General features: G+C 56.0%; 13 protein-coding genes. 8 read left to right on the top strand and 5 right to left on the bottom strand.

Annotated features, from left to right (window positions below):
- The first annotated feature begins 98 nt into the window (after window positions 1-98).
- From VII69_14185 to VII69_14195, 3 genes are all read left to right on the top strand, one after another.
- On the top strand, window positions 99-1,139 hold the full coding sequence (locus tag VII69_14185; GenBank protein ID HEY5096257.1) for a hypothetical protein: 1,041 nt from the start codon (window positions 99-101) through the stop codon (window positions 1,137-1,139).
- Window positions 1,140-2,338: 1,199 nt separating this feature from the next.
- On the top strand, window positions 2,339-2,728 hold the full coding sequence (locus VII69_14190; protein HEY5096258.1) for a VOC family protein: 390 nt from the start codon (window positions 2,339-2,341) through the stop codon (window positions 2,726-2,728).
- 892 nt (window positions 2,729-3,620) lie between these two features.
- On the top strand, window positions 3,621-4,460 hold the full coding sequence (locus VII69_14195) for a kelch repeat-containing protein (GenBank protein ID HEY5096259.1): 840 nt from the start codon (window positions 3,621-3,623) through the stop codon (window positions 4,458-4,460).
- 533 nt (window positions 4,461-4,993) lie between these two features.
- Here VII69_14195 and VII69_14200 read toward each other — a convergent pair.
- The 3 genes from VII69_14200 to VII69_14210 all read right to left on the bottom strand — a co-directional run bounded on the left by VII69_14200 (window position 4,994) and on the right by VII69_14210 (window position 8,270).
- A complete protein-coding gene (locus VII69_14200; protein ID HEY5096260.1) occupies window positions 4,994-6,121 on the bottom strand; it encodes a hypothetical protein in 1,128 nt (375 codons plus the stop codon).
- Between the two features lie 344 nt (window positions 6,122-6,465).
- Window positions 6,466-7,584 (bottom strand): hypothetical protein, encoded by a 1,119-nt coding sequence (locus VII69_14205; GenBank protein ID HEY5096261.1) that lies wholly within the window; start codon window positions 7,582-7,584, stop codon window positions 6,466-6,468.
- A gap of 452 nt (window positions 7,585-8,036) precedes the next feature.
- Window positions 8,037-8,270, bottom strand: a complete 234-nt coding sequence (locus VII69_14210; protein HEY5096262.1) for a hypothetical protein — start codon at window positions 8,268-8,270, stop codon at window positions 8,037-8,039.
- Window positions 8,271-8,662: 392 nt separating this feature from the next.
- Here VII69_14210 and VII69_14215 point away from each other — a divergent pair, with 392 nt between their 5' ends.
- From VII69_14215 to VII69_14225, 3 genes are all read left to right on the top strand, one after another.
- Window positions 8,663-9,499, top strand: a complete 837-nt coding sequence (locus tag VII69_14215) for a kelch repeat-containing protein (protein HEY5096263.1) — start codon at window positions 8,663-8,665, stop codon at window positions 9,497-9,499.
- Window positions 9,500-9,566: 67 nt separating this feature from the next.
- Window positions 9,567-9,740 (top strand): hypothetical protein, encoded by a 174-nt coding sequence (locus tag VII69_14220; protein HEY5096264.1) that lies wholly within the window; start codon window positions 9,567-9,569, stop codon window positions 9,738-9,740.
- A gap of 49 nt (window positions 9,741-9,789) precedes the next feature.
- Window positions 9,790-10,179, top strand: coding sequence for a hypothetical protein (locus tag VII69_14225; GenBank protein ID HEY5096265.1), 390 nt, complete (start codon window positions 9,790-9,792; stop codon window positions 10,177-10,179).
- A 489-nt stretch (window positions 10,180-10,668) separates the two neighbouring features.
- Here VII69_14225 and VII69_14230 read toward each other — a convergent pair whose 3' ends face one another.
- Window positions 10,669-11,127, bottom strand: a complete 459-nt coding sequence (locus tag VII69_14230) for a hypothetical protein (GenBank protein ID HEY5096266.1) — start codon at window positions 11,125-11,127, stop codon at window positions 10,669-10,671.
- A gap of 379 nt (window positions 11,128-11,506) precedes the next feature.
- Between VII69_14230 and VII69_14235 the strand changes: the two genes are divergently transcribed.
- A complete protein-coding gene (locus VII69_14235) occupies window positions 11,507-11,761 on the top strand; it encodes a kelch repeat-containing protein (GenBank protein HEY5096267.1) in 255 nt (84 codons plus the stop codon).
- Window positions 11,762-12,106: 345 nt separating this feature from the next.
- Window positions 12,107-12,538: a type II secretion system protein gene (locus tag VII69_14240; GenBank protein ID HEY5096268.1), complete on the top strand. Its 432-nt coding sequence runs from the start codon at window positions 12,107-12,109 to the stop codon at window positions 12,536-12,538.
- 1,209 nt (window positions 12,539-13,747) lie between these two features.
- On the opposite strand, the gene VII69_14245 is transcribed toward VII69_14240, so the two are convergent.
- Window positions 13,748-14,173: a hypothetical protein gene (locus tag VII69_14245; protein ID HEY5096269.1), complete on the bottom strand. Its 426-nt coding sequence runs from the start codon at window positions 14,171-14,173 to the stop codon at window positions 13,748-13,750.
- Between the last annotated feature and the right edge of the window lie 165 nt (window positions 14,174-14,338).

Raw genomic sequence — 14,338 nt, forward strand, 5'->3', positions numbered from 1 at the left:
TTGATCCATGCGACGGTCAAACATGAAGAGCCGGCGGGTCCCCACTCGTCGACCGCGAACCTGTACCGACTGAGAATCGCTCAGACTGAGGGGCAGCAATGCGTCGTTTCTCTGTTCTCGCCGCCGTTAGCGTAGCGGCAGCGATGGCGCTGCTCCCCGGTTGCTCATCCGGTACGGCGGTTCCACAGAAACCGCCCACCTTGAGCAGTCACATGCGTTCTTTAGCGAGCTTCATCGCTACGTCTCGGAGCCCCCTCGGTTTGCACGCCGATAATCTGAACGCTGGTCATCAGCTCAAATCTTTTTATACGTGCCCCGCGACGATCTCTATCGAGTACTTTTCAGATTACAAGAATAACATCATAAATGTATTTGCAGGAAAATTCGAAGGTCAGATCCCGTGTGGCAAGATTACAGACGTAACCAACCCGCAGGGCTTGTATGTAAATGCCTCCACCCACGATCTATACGTGGCAAACACGGGCGGACACAATGTTCTGGTCTTTCACCGAGGCGAGACTGTCGCATCCAATTCTTATACCGATCCAACCAATCAATTCCCTTATGACGTCACGATGGCTAGAGACGGCACCGTTATCGCCAGCAATGTCTTCCAGACGGGCGGTCCCGAGGCAGGCTCCATTTCAACTTGGGTTGGGGGACCGAACGGTGGTGCATTCGTCGGCAATTTTCCAATGACAAACGACTCCGTAGGCTTATGGATTACCGTCGACAAGCACGGCACCGTTTATTACAATGATATCGATCTTACTTCAGGTATCGGTGCGCTCTGGTCTCTAACATGCCCATCCGGTGCGTGCGGCAACCAGACTCAGGTCGCTGGCGTTTCTTTCAGTGCACCCGGTGGCCTTGCAATTGACCGTACAAACGACTTACTCGCGAACGACGCGCAACCTGGCACAGCCGATACCTTTGAGCTCCCTAATCCAAAACCCAAGACCTTTCCAATCGCCAGCGGTTCACTTGACCTGGCCATCGATATGCTGAACCGCCATTGGTTCGCTCTCGACAGTCAGAATAGCAACGCCGCAGAATACTTGTACCCGAGCGGCGTACTCGTTGGCACGGTTTCGTGCGGGACGAACTGCATCGCGAGCGGAATCGCCGTCGATCCCTAGAGCAATACCAGACGGACGACATTGTTCTTATTGACATGCGGGGCGGGTGATTCGCCATCTACCTCGGATTTTATTGCCGCCAAATAATAGCGGCGTCCGCGCAAAGAGCCCAATCGCAGAATAAAGCGATTTGTACTCTATCGCTGCACTTTGCACACAATCGCGCCGCGATTAGAGAATCCGACGAACCACAAATCCGCATCGAGTGTCTGTGTTCTTGAACAAGTCGACACGTTGTGGCGCTCCAGGATTTGCCGCGATACGGCCATGCTGAAATTTGAAGACCGGCAGCGGCACCAGCCGCAGACTTCTCCCGAACGTGCGGGAGCGCCCATTTGACGGGGGTTTGAGGGGTTCCCGTGGCGGAGTGAATTATGTCGAAAATGGCGAATTGCTAATGGATTGCTAACGCGATACACGATACGCTATGATACAGGGTGCCATTCAACCGTTTTCAACCTACAAATTGAGGAAAAGAATGTTCCGACTTCAGGCTACTTTTCCTGATCTTTGTGACGAGCTGGGGCGCCTATTCCTTAAGCTGGGCGAACAACGGCTCGCATCAGAGGTTTCGGCGCTAGAAATCCGAGACCGATGTCGATGCAGCGACGATTTCTGCGCCACGATGTTCGTTCGGCCTCGACCAAGAAGTGGGGTAGAGGGCCAAACCGGTCGAACCGTCGATATGGAGTCGGAAGATGGATACTTAATCGTGGATATCGTTGACGATCATATCGCCGAAATCGAGATTCTCTATCGAGACGAGGTTCGGTCCCGTCTCAACGAATTGATGCCAATCGTTTAGGTGATCGTGGAAAACACCGACATCCCCAGCCGCAGATTTCTCCCCTACTAGCGGAAGCGCGCATTTGACGGGGGTTTGCGCCGTTCCCGCGCCGGGCGGTAAGGAGCCGCGAATGGCGATTTGCTAATGGATTGCTAATGCGACGGGTTGTACCAGACTGCACTAGACGGTACTACCTGGCATAACAATCTTAATCCGCGCGGCTATTCAAGACCAGGATTCTTACCTCGACAGATTCTGCCATGGCCTAGGACACGCCGCGACGCGCTCTTCCAGAGCGACAAGCGTTCCATTTCGTGCTGTCTTCTCGCGCTTGCGAACCGCCTGGGCGTGTGTTACGCTCGCATCATCCGCGGGTACAAGTGCGCTTGACGCGTTACGAAGAGGTACGAATATGAAAATACAACTTGGCACGGTTTGGCATTTCAGTCTTGCCGTCAGAGACCCGGAGAAGCACGCGCACTTTTGGACCAAGAACTTCGATCTGCAGGAAATGTTCCGGTCCGATGAGGCCATCGCGCTGACGAACGACGCCATGATCATCGGGTTCTTCAAAGGCACACCACATCCCGACACGATCGACCACATGTCGTTTCACCTCGACGGTATGCGCGCGCTGCGCGAAGCGCTCGAGACGTTGAAGAAAAACGGCGTAGAACTGGAAGACCCGGGTGACGAGATCGGCCCTACATCGCCGGGCTCGCCGCATTTGGGCCTGTGGTTTCACGATCCGGACGGGTATCGCTGGGAGCTCTCGGTTCAGAACGGTGCCCACGAGCGCTAACCGCGCAGCGCTGCGCTAAGTCCCCTTGCGCTAGATCGTCTCTGATCATTCTCGTCACGATGCAACGCGCGGGGAACGGTGGCAGACCAGCCGCTACATATCTCTTGCATAGTTTTTCAGTCGAAACGACGTAATCGGGTTTCCCCGGTACCTGCGACGAACGCGTGGAACCCATGCGTTGCGACACCATGCATGTCACCCATGCCGACGGCGCGAGGCTACCTAGCTGCAGGCACCATCGGTCGCAGACTCTACGCAGTCGGCGGCTATGACGACAACTATGTACTTTCGGCTAAGGTTGAGGCCTTCAACCCGCGATAGCTTGGAGTCCCCGCCTGAATCCACTACTCGTGTGTTGCTGGTGCGGTCCATCCAGATATTTGACCGCCCCGTCGGCTACTTCCGATCGAACGAAAATCTGCTAATGAATTGCTAATGCGATGAGCGATACGCCATGATACTAGATGAGACGATACCCGCTATTTTACGCGACAACACGCCACTCGGCGATACTCAGTGATACTCGGCGGCACGAAGCATACACAATTTGAAGACCGGCAGCGGCACCAGCCGCATACTTCTCCCGTACTAGCGGAAGCGCCCATTTGACGGGGGTTTGCGCCGCTCCCGTGCAGGCATCCAAGGTTCGAGTTCACCTAACGTCACATATAGCGTCCCCGCGACTTTTTTGGCCGGGACCATGCCTTACGTGATGAGGGGTTACTTTATGGCTCGACGATTGTTTATCGTTTGCACGGTGATCGCTCTTGCATTTGTGTCGGCCGCGGCCGGATGCGCTAAAGTCTCAAATTCAGCATTGGTCCCTCGTCCTGGCGGAGCTGGCATCCAAGAGGCACCGCAATCACTCGGGACCTGGACCACCAAGGCACCCATGCCGACGGCGCGTTATTTGCTTGCTGCGGGCGGCATTAACGGAATACTCTATTCCATCGGTGGTAATGACGGCAACAACGGCCTGAAGACGGTTGAGGCCTACGATCCTGCGACGGATACCTGGACCGCTAAGGCATCCATGCCGACAAGGCGATCTGGATTTGCGGCGAGCGTCCTCAAGCGCAGGCTCTACGCCGTCGGCGGCTTTAAAAATCACATCGGCTTTTTGAACACCGTTGAGGCTTACAATCCCGCGACGAGCAAATGGATCGCTAAGGCATCCATGCCGACAGCGCGCGCTGATCTAGCTTCGGGCGTTATCAACGGCATACTCTATACCGTTGGCGGCGATAATGGCAATCCCCAAGTGGCCTTGAATACAGTTGAGGCTTATGATCCTGCGACCAATACCTGGGCCACCAAGGCATCCATGCCGACGGCGCGCTCAGGCTTAGCTTCGGGTGTCATCAACGGCATACTCTATGCCGTCGGCGGCTGGAAAAGCGGCTACCTTACCGCCCTTAATACGGTTGAGGCTTACAATCCTGCGACGGATACCTGGACCACGAAAGCGTCCATGCCGACGGCGCGCGGGTGGCTAGCGGCTGGCGTCGTCAACGGTATACTCTATGCGGTCGGCGGCACAAGCAACGGCTACCCCTTTAATACAGTTGAGGCTTACGATCCTGCGACTGATGTCTGGAGCGCCAAAACGAACATGCCAACGGCGCGATTCTGGCATGCCGTTGGCGTCGTCCACGGCATACTCTATGCGGTCGGAGGCTACGATGATAACAACGATATCTTTAATACGGTTGAGGCCTTCAACCCACGATAGCCGCAACTATTTCGCTGAATCCAATTCTACGTTTTCTTGCTTGTGAACCGAGACAGTTGGGCGCAGTAGGCTAACGAGGATCGAATGGATAGCTGCTAATGGATTGCTAATGCGATGAGCGATACGCCATGACACTAGATGAAACGATGTCCGCTATTTTACGCGACAACACGGCACTCAGCGATACTCGGCGATACTGCGCATCACGAAGCATACACAATTTGAAGACCGGCAGCGGCACCAGCCGCAGACTTCTCCCGTACTAGCGGAAGCGCCCATTTGACGGGGGTTTGCGGCGTTCCCGTGTCGGACTGGAACCGGGCGAAAACGGCGATTTGCTAATGGAGGGCCAACGCGGTTCTCATTCGACTTGGCTTTGCATCCAGCGTGCGCGATGATGCCCAAGCGGCGCAGGCCGACGCCGGACGCCGCCAATCACGCAGGTCAGCGTCCGGACGACCGTATTGAAAGTAGCCTCGTTCTACCACGCGTTGTGGGCGAGCGTGTTAAGGATTAATGCGCGGATCGGAACCCTATCGGAATCCGTTTGACGGCGCATCGTATGTGTGGACGACGTTGCCGCTTGCAGGAACGTCGAACGCCCTGAGTTTCGGCATCGTTGATACAAGAGGCAGACGGGAAGCGTTCGTATCAAATGGCTTTGCGACGATTCGGTACCCAAAGCCAACGGTTGCCCGACCGCCACGGTTTTCGCGCACGACGAATCCTTGCGGTGATTTCGATGTCACATAAACGCCGTTCGTGTCGCCTTCAGGTGTCACGAGAACGGTATAGACTGTGTTCTCATCGATCGCAGTTGCAAATTTGGGGTCTATGCGGACATACGATGAGCCGTTGACCAATTGCGCCTCGCCTGTGTCTTCGATCGTCGGTTGACTTTGGCGAGATCCGTAAGATAACACTTTCACTCCGGTAGTCGTTTGCGTCACGAAGGTCGGCACCCCATTTTGGGTGATAGATCCGCGCGCAATCAAATTGCCGTTGACATCTAGTGACAAGACGTAGCAATTGCACGTCGCTTGAGCCGCTCGAATCAACGCCCCTGTGCCATCTTGCCAAATAAAGAGTGATTGTTTCGTTGAGGAACCTGATTCCGCTCGGACGCCGGTGCCGTCGGATGATAGCCCATACACTCCGAACCGGGCGCCGTTGCCTTTGACGGCATCGAGTGTCGTTGAGAATCCTACTACCCCGATACCGGCGTTTGATACGCCGTCGACGCCGGCGCCGTTCGTCGACAAACCGAGAATACCGACGTTGAAGCTACCGCTCGTCGACAGATCTTGTCCCAGGACTCCAATCTGGCCATTGCTTTGTGATGTGCTATTGAATTTGGTCTGGCCAATCATGCCCGAGCCCTTTTTTGAAATGCCGGTGACTGCCGAACCGGTTGATTTATTTGTTTCGCTGAGACACGGACTAGGGCTCGTGCACGTTACGTCGGGTCCGACACCGTTGCCAGCGGCGGCTTGGCGCGGCGAGCGGAGACTGATGCCGACAACGAGGAGGGCCGCGAGTATCGCGACTGCTGCGATTTTCGATCGCAATATATCCATTTCAGATTTCCTTTTCCGGGCTTGGGAAATAAAGTTGTCACGACACCTTATCACTAAGATGCCGGGGCGTGACACTGCTGCCAAAGGTGACCGGATACCTTGGCCGAGGAAGCACAAATGCCGACGGCCTACTTATTAGCAGCTATGATCGTCTGAGAGCAAAGATTTTTATGCGCCCGGGCGTGTCAAAATGGATTGCTGATGCGATGAGCGATACTGGGTGACACCAGGCGATACTATGCCCACTTAAGGCAAATCCAATCATCGCTTGAAATATGATCCACGCGCGGGTTAGATAAAATGACGCCAAGTCCGCTTGCGAGAGGTTTGTGGGGGCCAGCCGACGGTCGGGCCTTTTCTTGGCGCTCGTATGCAAGCAAACGACCGCCGCGAGCGGCGGCGGTCGTTGCGTTGTGATGTCGTACTGGTCAGTGGATTGGAGAATGGTCCGGCGCGTGCCCACGTATGATCTTGGGCGGCGAGAATTTGATGGCCGGGAGGCGCCCCGATGTGACCCCCGCCGCACGCCCGATGATTCGATAGTCAAACGAAAGCGTCGACTGGCCGCCTTGCGACTCGCGCACTTCGAAGCTAGCTGGCGATTTCGAAGCGACATACAGACCCTTGCTGTCGCCCATCGGCGTTAAGAATACGTGGTAGCCGGATCGCATGTCGAGCGTCCGTGCGAACGTGGAATCGAGCTGGACAACGCCGCGTCCGTCCACAATGCGGCCCGTGCCGACATCGGACATCTCGGCGTCAGCCGACTGAGCGGCGTACGACGTCACATGTCGTCCGTCGCTGGTAGTCGCACGGAGTTGCGTAACGAACCCTTGCGCGTACATCGTTCCGCTTGCTATCACGTTGCCAGCACCATCCATTTCTACGACGCCGCCCGGACTCTGTGCGGCGAAGGTGTAGCCGCCGCTCGCGTCGTTGGCTACGGTGAGGGCGAAGATGTCGGCCGTGCTGTTCTCGAAAGCTCCGCCCGAGTTGTTAGCTGAGTAAGCGTAGACACCTGAGCCATTTGTTGAGTCGCCCTGGATGCCATTAGCGTTGGTTGAGATACCGAAGACGCCGAGTCCGTTGGTTGAGCTGCCGCTGACGCCCGAGCCGTTGTTTGAAGAACCTGCGACACCGACGTTCTTGGTGCCGCCGTCCGTCGAGTCGTCGTGGCCCCAGACGCCGGAGCGGCCAGGATGTGTCGTGCTATTGTTGTTCGTGCCTGAATTTAGGCCGTCGTTATTGTTCGAGTAGGATTGAATGCCATCGCCATTCGTCGACGTCGAGAAGGTGGCGCTGCCGTTTGTCGATACAGCAATGACGCCATTCCCACTTCCCGCGACACCCTTAACCCCCGCACCGGCACCGGAGTTCTTGAATTGCTTGCAAGCACCCGACGTGGAGCATGTCGTGATGCTGAGCGCCTTGAGCATTGAATTGACGTCTTGAGCCGTAGCTGGATTTGTAGCGATGCTCGCCCCGACGGTTGCAGACCCGACGACAAGGGCGGCCACGCGCAATACTAAACCATGGATCGAATTCATGACATTGCCCTTCCTCATGAATAGAAGCTGTCAGCCGACACATGTAGTGCGTCGACATCAGCAATATGATACCACGCCGCGTCCACCCGGTGAAGCGGTCCGACCTAGGTCCAAGGCACCGGGCGAGGTACGATTCGCCCGTCAAGGCGGACACGAGCAACCGATGTCCGCTTATTTTCGCGATAACACGCGATTCAGCGATACACGACGGCACGAAGCATACACAATTTGAAGACCGGCAGCGGCACCAGCCGCAGACTTCGCCCGTACTAGCGGAAGCGCCCATTTGACGGGGGTTTGCGCGGTTCCCGGGTCGCGCGAGAAATGGCCGAAAATGGCAATTTGCTAGTGGACTGCTAACGCGATGGGTGGCACGAGGCGGCACTTAACGACACTTAACGCGCCGACAGTGCTTTGCCAACGCAACGTCGGACACGCCGAAGCGCGGTGCTTTAGTGCGCATCTGTTTCGACAAAACTAGATCGTAAAGCTCTTGGCGGCTTATTCATGACGTTTTCCTCGATTCTTTCCGGTACATAGTTTTCCTCCACTTCAACCAGCTTGGAATGACGGTCGAGTAACACGGTAAAGAAACCCACGTCAAAGGGGCGGCCGGTCAAAGTTAGCCGAAATCCGCCGAGGGCGACTGAGAATCCCGCCATTTTTATGACGCAGAATTTCGCCATACACCTAAAATTAGTTGCATCGAATCCAAGCGCCCTTGACAGCTCTGACGTGCCGTAGATTCACCCGCCGAATGTATTGAGCGAGGTCCGTCTCACACGGCGGCGAAACAAGCTTTGTGGCCCAGATTAAGAGGCCAAGCGCCATATGAAGTTGCGCTTTGCAATGTATCAGATCGGCTAAAGTAGGCCGGCCGGATTGTCTTATCAACATTATAGGGAGTCATGATATGTCTCGACGATTGTCCATTGTTTGCATGATGATCGTTTTTGCATTCACCTCTGCGGCCGCCGGATGCTCAAGCATCTCTAATCCGATTCTGGCGCCTCATTCTGGTGCGGCTGGCCTTCAAAAGGCCCCACAATCCCTCGGATCCTGGACCACGAAAGCACCCATGCCGACGGCGCGCTTCGAACACGCTGCGGGCGTGGTCAACGGCATACTCTATGCCGTCGGGGGCTGCGATCTTTACACTTGCTCCAACGTGTTGAATACGGTCGACGCATACGATGCTGCGACGGATACCTGGACAACCAAGAGCCCCATGCCGACGGCGCGCTACGCACTAGCTGCGGGCGTCGTTAACGGCGTCCTCTACGCCGTGGGCGGACTGAATAATAACGGCTACTTGAATACAGTTGAGGCCTACGATCCTGCGACGGATAGCTGGACCACCAAGACATCAATGCCGTCGGCGCGTGCGACCCTTGGCGTCGGCGTCATCAACGGCATCCTCTATGCCGTCGGCGGCGATAATGGCTTTTTTGGTACGAATGAGGCATATGATCCTGCGACGGATAGGTGGACAATCAAGGCTCCCATGCCGACGAAGCGCGCCGCCCTAGCTGTTGGGGTCATCGATGGCATACTTTATGCCGTCGGCGGGACTACACCTAACGGCAATTTGCACACACTAGAGGCTTACGATCCTGTCACGGATTCCTGGTCCAGTAGGGCAAATATGCCAACGAAGCGATTTGGACTCTCTGTGAGCGTCCTAGGAGGCAAACTTTATGCGATCGGCGGCTGCTGCAAGAGCAATAACCGAGCCTTGCATACGGTTGAGGCTTACAATCCTGTAACGAACACTTGGACCGCCAAGACCCCGATGCCGACGGCGCGCTTCGGATTAGCAACGCGCGTTGTCGGGGGCCTACTCTATGCGGTCGGCGGCGCTGACTCCACTAGCCCCAACCCGTTTAATACGAACGAGGCCTTCACCAAACGATAGCTGCAACAATTCCGCTCTACCCGATACTCTGGCTTTCTTGCGAGTACGAGGGCGTTCGGGCGAATGGATGAGCAAGCATGCGCGTGGCCGCACCGTTTCGACCGATGAATTGTGGAGTGGACTACAGAACACGGTTCCTACTGTTCAACATTATCAAGACGCCAACGTCGCCCTACTGCAGGCCGCACGCGAGGCGCTCGATATCGCCGGCGAATTCCTGCGGCGCCATCTCGCGCGATGAACAACGTTTCGCGAATTTCCGATCAACCCCACCCGAATGGAGAAACCAAATGACCAAGATCCTATTCGTCGGCCAGAAGCCTGAAACGGTCGATTTCTCAGACCCTTCCCTGCCGCCCGGTTTCAATGCCGAAAAGATCAACGCCGGGATCGCCTTGGGTGTCAAAAAGATCGAGGAACACGATTGGAAGGGCGATACGTGCATGATCACGCCAGATGCCGCTGGGAGCGCGATGCTCGAGAAGGCGCTGGCGGGCGCCAACTATGACTGTGTGGTGATCGGCGCCGGCATGCGACTCCCGCCCAAGGGCCTCGTGCTGTTCGAGACGGTGGTGAACATCATCCATAAGGCCGCCCCAGACGCCACGATTGCGTTCAACACCCGGCCCGAAGACACCGCCGACGCCGCTGCCCGTCAGGTGAAGGCCAGCTTAGCTTAGCTAAGCGGGCCTTGGATGTTTTATTAACCAAGCCAGTTGCCGACGTTCGACTTCTTTTCGTAAGAGTAGCTTTTCCCTGAGACCCTTCTTGAATGAAGGCGGAAGCTTTCGCGTTGGTACGACGTGACCACTTAATTTCAATGTCCACATTCCGGCGTCGAACATCGCGTGATGGTTCGCGCACAATGATAAACCATTACACGGATGATCCGGCCCATTGTGTTTTACCTGTCTGATGTGTGCAGCCGTAAGTGCGCAAGCGCTTTGAAAGTTTTTTGGTCGGAGCAAGCGGCGCATTTGCCGTCGACGCTGTTCTCGAATAACGGATGACTCAGGCGGCCTGATGTATGATCAAGAACACTCCACCAAAGCGGGCCAGCTCCACAATACTCCCGCTCGACTCCTTGCATTAAACATAGTCTTCGCCTCGTCTCACGTTTGGCGTCGAAAGCGAGTCGGTCTTCGGCTTTTGCGCGAATGATCTTCGGTTCACGATAACTCCCTCGCGACCGTTAAGTGCTTACGCGCCAGCAGGACCGCAGCGAGCATACCGAACGCCGCGAAAGTCACGAGTGTTTCGGCGACACGAAACGGAACGGCGTTATAGTCTGGACCGCGCATGATCGCCACGAGCAACAACGGCAGAACCCCGACGGCGACGGAGTTGACGCACGCAATGCACCATGCGCGCCGATCCCCCACGCGAACTCCGAAGCTCGCGATCAGCGTGTTGATTCCGAGTGGAAAAAGCAAGACACCTACGACGACGTGATTGAGCAGAAACGGCGGGCCGAGAACCGGCAGTGCGTTACGGACGCTGCGCCCAAACCAACTGTAAAGCTCCGGGGAAATCCACAAGTGGATGATCGCCACCACAATGAGCGTGACGCCGCAAATCGCCAAGACGATCGATGCTAATCGAATCTCGCGGGGGGCCGTTCCTCTCATTTGCTTGTCCTCGCTAGTGTGTTACGGCAACTCAAATGAAGATTTTCATAATTCGTTCATCTCAATTATGACCTGGAATGCCATCATCTTCTGGATACAACGATGCCTTGCGAAAGTTTCATCCGCGAGCGGACCGTGCGGTGAGTACGCTTCGAGAGGCGCCATCATCGGCGGCTGCGCCGAGGGGCGGATCGGACCGCGTAGCACGGGCATTAGCGAAGCGGTGGCGGATGTCGCACAGACCATTCGCACTTCGAGATCCTCGCGGTTGTAGAGCCGGCATTGTCCGCTTCGATGTCTCTTCGGCTGCTGCCCATCGAAAAAGGTTTGGGCTTACGATCCGGCGACAAACAAGTGGTCGGGGGGAAGCCCCCTCTCGATGGCGCGCGACTTCTTCGACTCAGGCGTTATCAACGGCAGACTCTATGCCGTTGGCGGCGATTCGAAAGGCTATTTGAATTCGGTCGAAGCCTACGACCCTGAGACGAACAATTGGATCGCCAAAGCATCCATGCCGACGGCCCGCGACGGTCTGGCCGCGGGCGTCGTTAACGGCACGCTCTACGCCGTCGGCGGCTGCTGCGACGTCAACGGCAATGCATTCACTACGAATGAAGCGTATAACGCACGATAGCTGTCATTGGATGGTCCCCAGAATCGAAGGTGTCGCCGCCACCGCGGTTAGAGGGGCGCCGAAGCTATCACTGAGCGCCCGCGCGGCAGTAGCAGACTGCACTAGCCGATATCAACTGGCACAACTATCAGTTAACCTAGCTTAGCGCTTCGTTGCGCAATCCAGATCCGAATCGCGCTGCGGCGGAGGTCCGGCGCATCGTACCGGACCGGTGTGTAACAAGTCACTGAGAATCGGGTCTAAGTGATAGAGAGTTGCCGTAGACGGCCCGCAATTTTCCTCGCCGAGGAAGCCGACATACGACGGCCATCATATGATTTCCCATAATCGAACGGACGTCTTCGGGTGAAGAGGCTGCAAAAGGGATTCACGTTGATCGAGCTGATGATCGTCATCGCGATCATCGCGATTCTGGCTGCCATCCTTATCCCAAACTTCATCCATGCGCGTGCGGAATCGCAGACATCGGCCTGTGAGGACAACGAAAAGGCCATCGCCACCGCGATGGAAGAATACGCAGTCGACAACGCCGGCCAGTACACTCAGACCCTGCCGTCCAGCTATCTTTTGCAGCAGCCGAGAGACCCGGTCGACGGATCCTCGTACGTCATCGATGCCTCTGCTAACGGCTCATACGGATCCTATCAGATAACCGACTCGGGTGGTCACGACCAGACCACGATGGGCAACCTGAATCAGAGTGGCGGAACGACCTGCGGTCAGGCCACCTGCACTAGCGTCCTCTTCAATCAAAACTCGGGATTGCTCGGCAAGTAAGTAAGCCGGACGCGGACAGATACGTGCTGCAGACGGATCGGCTTCTTGATGATAACGAAGTGCGCCAATTCACGCGACAATACGCCACTCGGCGATACTGCGCGTCACGAAGCAAACCACAATTTGAAGACCGGAAGCGGCACCAGCCGCAGACTTCTCCCATAGTGGCGAAAGCGCCAATTTGAGGGGGGTTTGCGGGTTTCCGGGTCGCGCGAGAAATGGCCGAAAATGGCAATTTGCTAGTGGATTGCTAATGCGATGGGTGATACGAGGCGGCACTCGATGGCACTATGCGGCACGACGATCAACTTTCGCCCGGACGAGGTCCCACTGCCTGGCTTTAGTGTAGTCTTGTTGGTGTGAATATCGAGGAGCCTTTCATCGCGACCATGGCTGGGACCCTAACGACTGTGTCCTCTCCGTAGACCTCGATGTCGACACAGCGATGAGCGATCCACCACTAAGCGTTCTGCGTTCGGAGCTATAGTCACAGTGCCAAAATCGGAATGTGAGTACGTGTTCCAGTACGGCTCCAACATGTGCGGCCAGCGGATTCGCGCCGGGGATAGAATACCCGAGGCGCGGAGTGTGGAGGCCGCCTGGACGGACGACACATTTGACTTTACATTTCCGGTCTGGAGCCGCACGGCCAATCGCGCCGCTTGCGGTATTATAGGGAGCGACACGGGGAGGCGCATTTTCGGAGCAATATATCTTATACCGTATAACCTGATCGACCGCAGCTGCGCCCGACGTGGCCGGAAGACGCTTGACGTGATCGAGGGTGAAGGCGTCAACTACGAGCGCCGGAGTATCCGGGTTATCGGCGTCGAGTCCGGGCAGCACTTTTCGGCGCTCACGTATTTGCCTATAGAGCAGTCGTGGAGAGCTCCAACGGACCAAGAGTACGCGGAGTACATCTTTTCGGGGCTTGCCGAGTTGCGACCCGAGCAGAAACGGTCGCGGGCAAATCCATCGGAGGATTGCCTCGGTCTAAAAGATGGTTAGAAGCCCATATCGATTTGAATCGTCGACGGCCGCTTAATCGCCACTCCCTCTCCGCTCGCAAACTTTCGGACCGTGCTGCGCATGATTTTCTCTGCCACAAGCAAGAGGAATTCGATCCATATCCGCAACCGTTATAGAAATAGCGATCCGGTAAAGGGTTAACAGCCTCCCGGATCGCGTCGCATGTTTGAAACTAGACCGCTAGGATTTCGTGCAAACCCCACTCGCGGTAGCCGCTTGCGGGTCCCCCATCTTGTTGTTGCCCATCGTTTTATATTTATATTGAGTATCGCTGACTTTCGTTACCACGTTGGTGCCTTTTGTGCCGTCGGGATTTGTTTGACTCCAAGTCATCGTGTTGTCGACCCAGCCAGGCGATGTCGAAAGACCGTATGTTCCGAAATTGTCAACAGCCTGATTGATCCATAGTTTAATAGTAGGGTCCCACGTTGTCCAATCGTCGCCTACTTCATCCCGGGTGCGATTCTTGTCGAACGGTGGCGAAACGCTATGATTTTGCATTTGCCAACCATCGTACGCCATGCTGTACGTATCGGTCTCCAAACGAGTGCCGGGTCGTCCGACGATGGCCTGACGGCAATTCCAAGTGCCAATTTGAAAACTCATCGACGAGAAATCGGGAGCAGTGTTAGGGACTGGGGTCGGCTGTGCCGCTAGCGCGACGCTTGTGCCAAGCAACGCGAGTACGAGACCGCAGACAGCGGATATCCGAATCATTGATTAACCTTTCACAGCAAAATGAAGCTTCCAGTCATTGCAACGGAGACCCGA

The organism is Candidatus Eremiobacteraceae bacterium (genome assembly GCA_036511855.1).
In the GTDB taxonomy this organism is placed as follows: Bacteria; Vulcanimicrobiota; Vulcanimicrobiia; order Eremiobacterales; family Eremiobacteraceae; genus JABCYQ01.

What these genes read in the sequence shown, in the direction of transcription:
- VII69_14185 (HEY5096257.1), top strand. Translation starts at nt 99, where the DNA reads ATGCGTCGTTTCTCTGTTCTCGCCGCCGTTAGCGTAGCGGCAGCGATG.
- VII69_14190 (HEY5096258.1), top strand. Translation starts at nt 2,339, where the DNA reads ATGAAAATACAACTTGGCACGGTTTGGCATTTCAGTCTTGCCGTCAGA.
- VII69_14195 (HEY5096259.1), top strand. Translation starts at nt 3,621, where the DNA reads ATGCCGACGGCGCGTTATTTGCTTGCTGCGGGCGGCATTAACGGAATA.
- VII69_14205 (HEY5096261.1), bottom strand. Translation starts at nt 7,584, where the DNA reads ATGAATTCGATCCATGGTTTAGTATTGCGCGTGGCCGCCCTTGTCGTC.
- VII69_14210 (HEY5096262.1), bottom strand. Translation starts at nt 8,270, where the DNA reads ATGGCGAAATTCTGCGTCATAAAAATGGCGGGATTCTCAGTCGCCCTC.
- VII69_14215 (HEY5096263.1), top strand. Translation starts at nt 8,663, where the DNA reads ATGCCGACGGCGCGCTTCGAACACGCTGCGGGCGTGGTCAACGGCATA.
- VII69_14220 (HEY5096264.1), top strand. Translation starts at nt 9,567, where the DNA reads ATGAGCAAGCATGCGCGTGGCCGCACCGTTTCGACCGATGAATTGTGG.
- VII69_14225 (HEY5096265.1), top strand. Translation starts at nt 9,790, where the DNA reads ATGACCAAGATCCTATTCGTCGGCCAGAAGCCTGAAACGGTCGATTTC.
- VII69_14230 (HEY5096266.1), bottom strand. Translation starts at nt 11,127, where the DNA reads ATGAGAGGAACGGCCCCCCGCGAGATTCGATTAGCATCGATCGTCTTG.
- VII69_14235 (HEY5096267.1), top strand. Translation starts at nt 11,507, where the DNA reads ATGGCGCGCGACTTCTTCGACTCAGGCGTTATCAACGGCAGACTCTAT.
- VII69_14245 (HEY5096269.1), bottom strand. Translation starts at nt 14,173, where the DNA reads ATGAGTTTTCAAATTGGCACTTGGAATTGCCGTCAGGCCATCGTCGGA.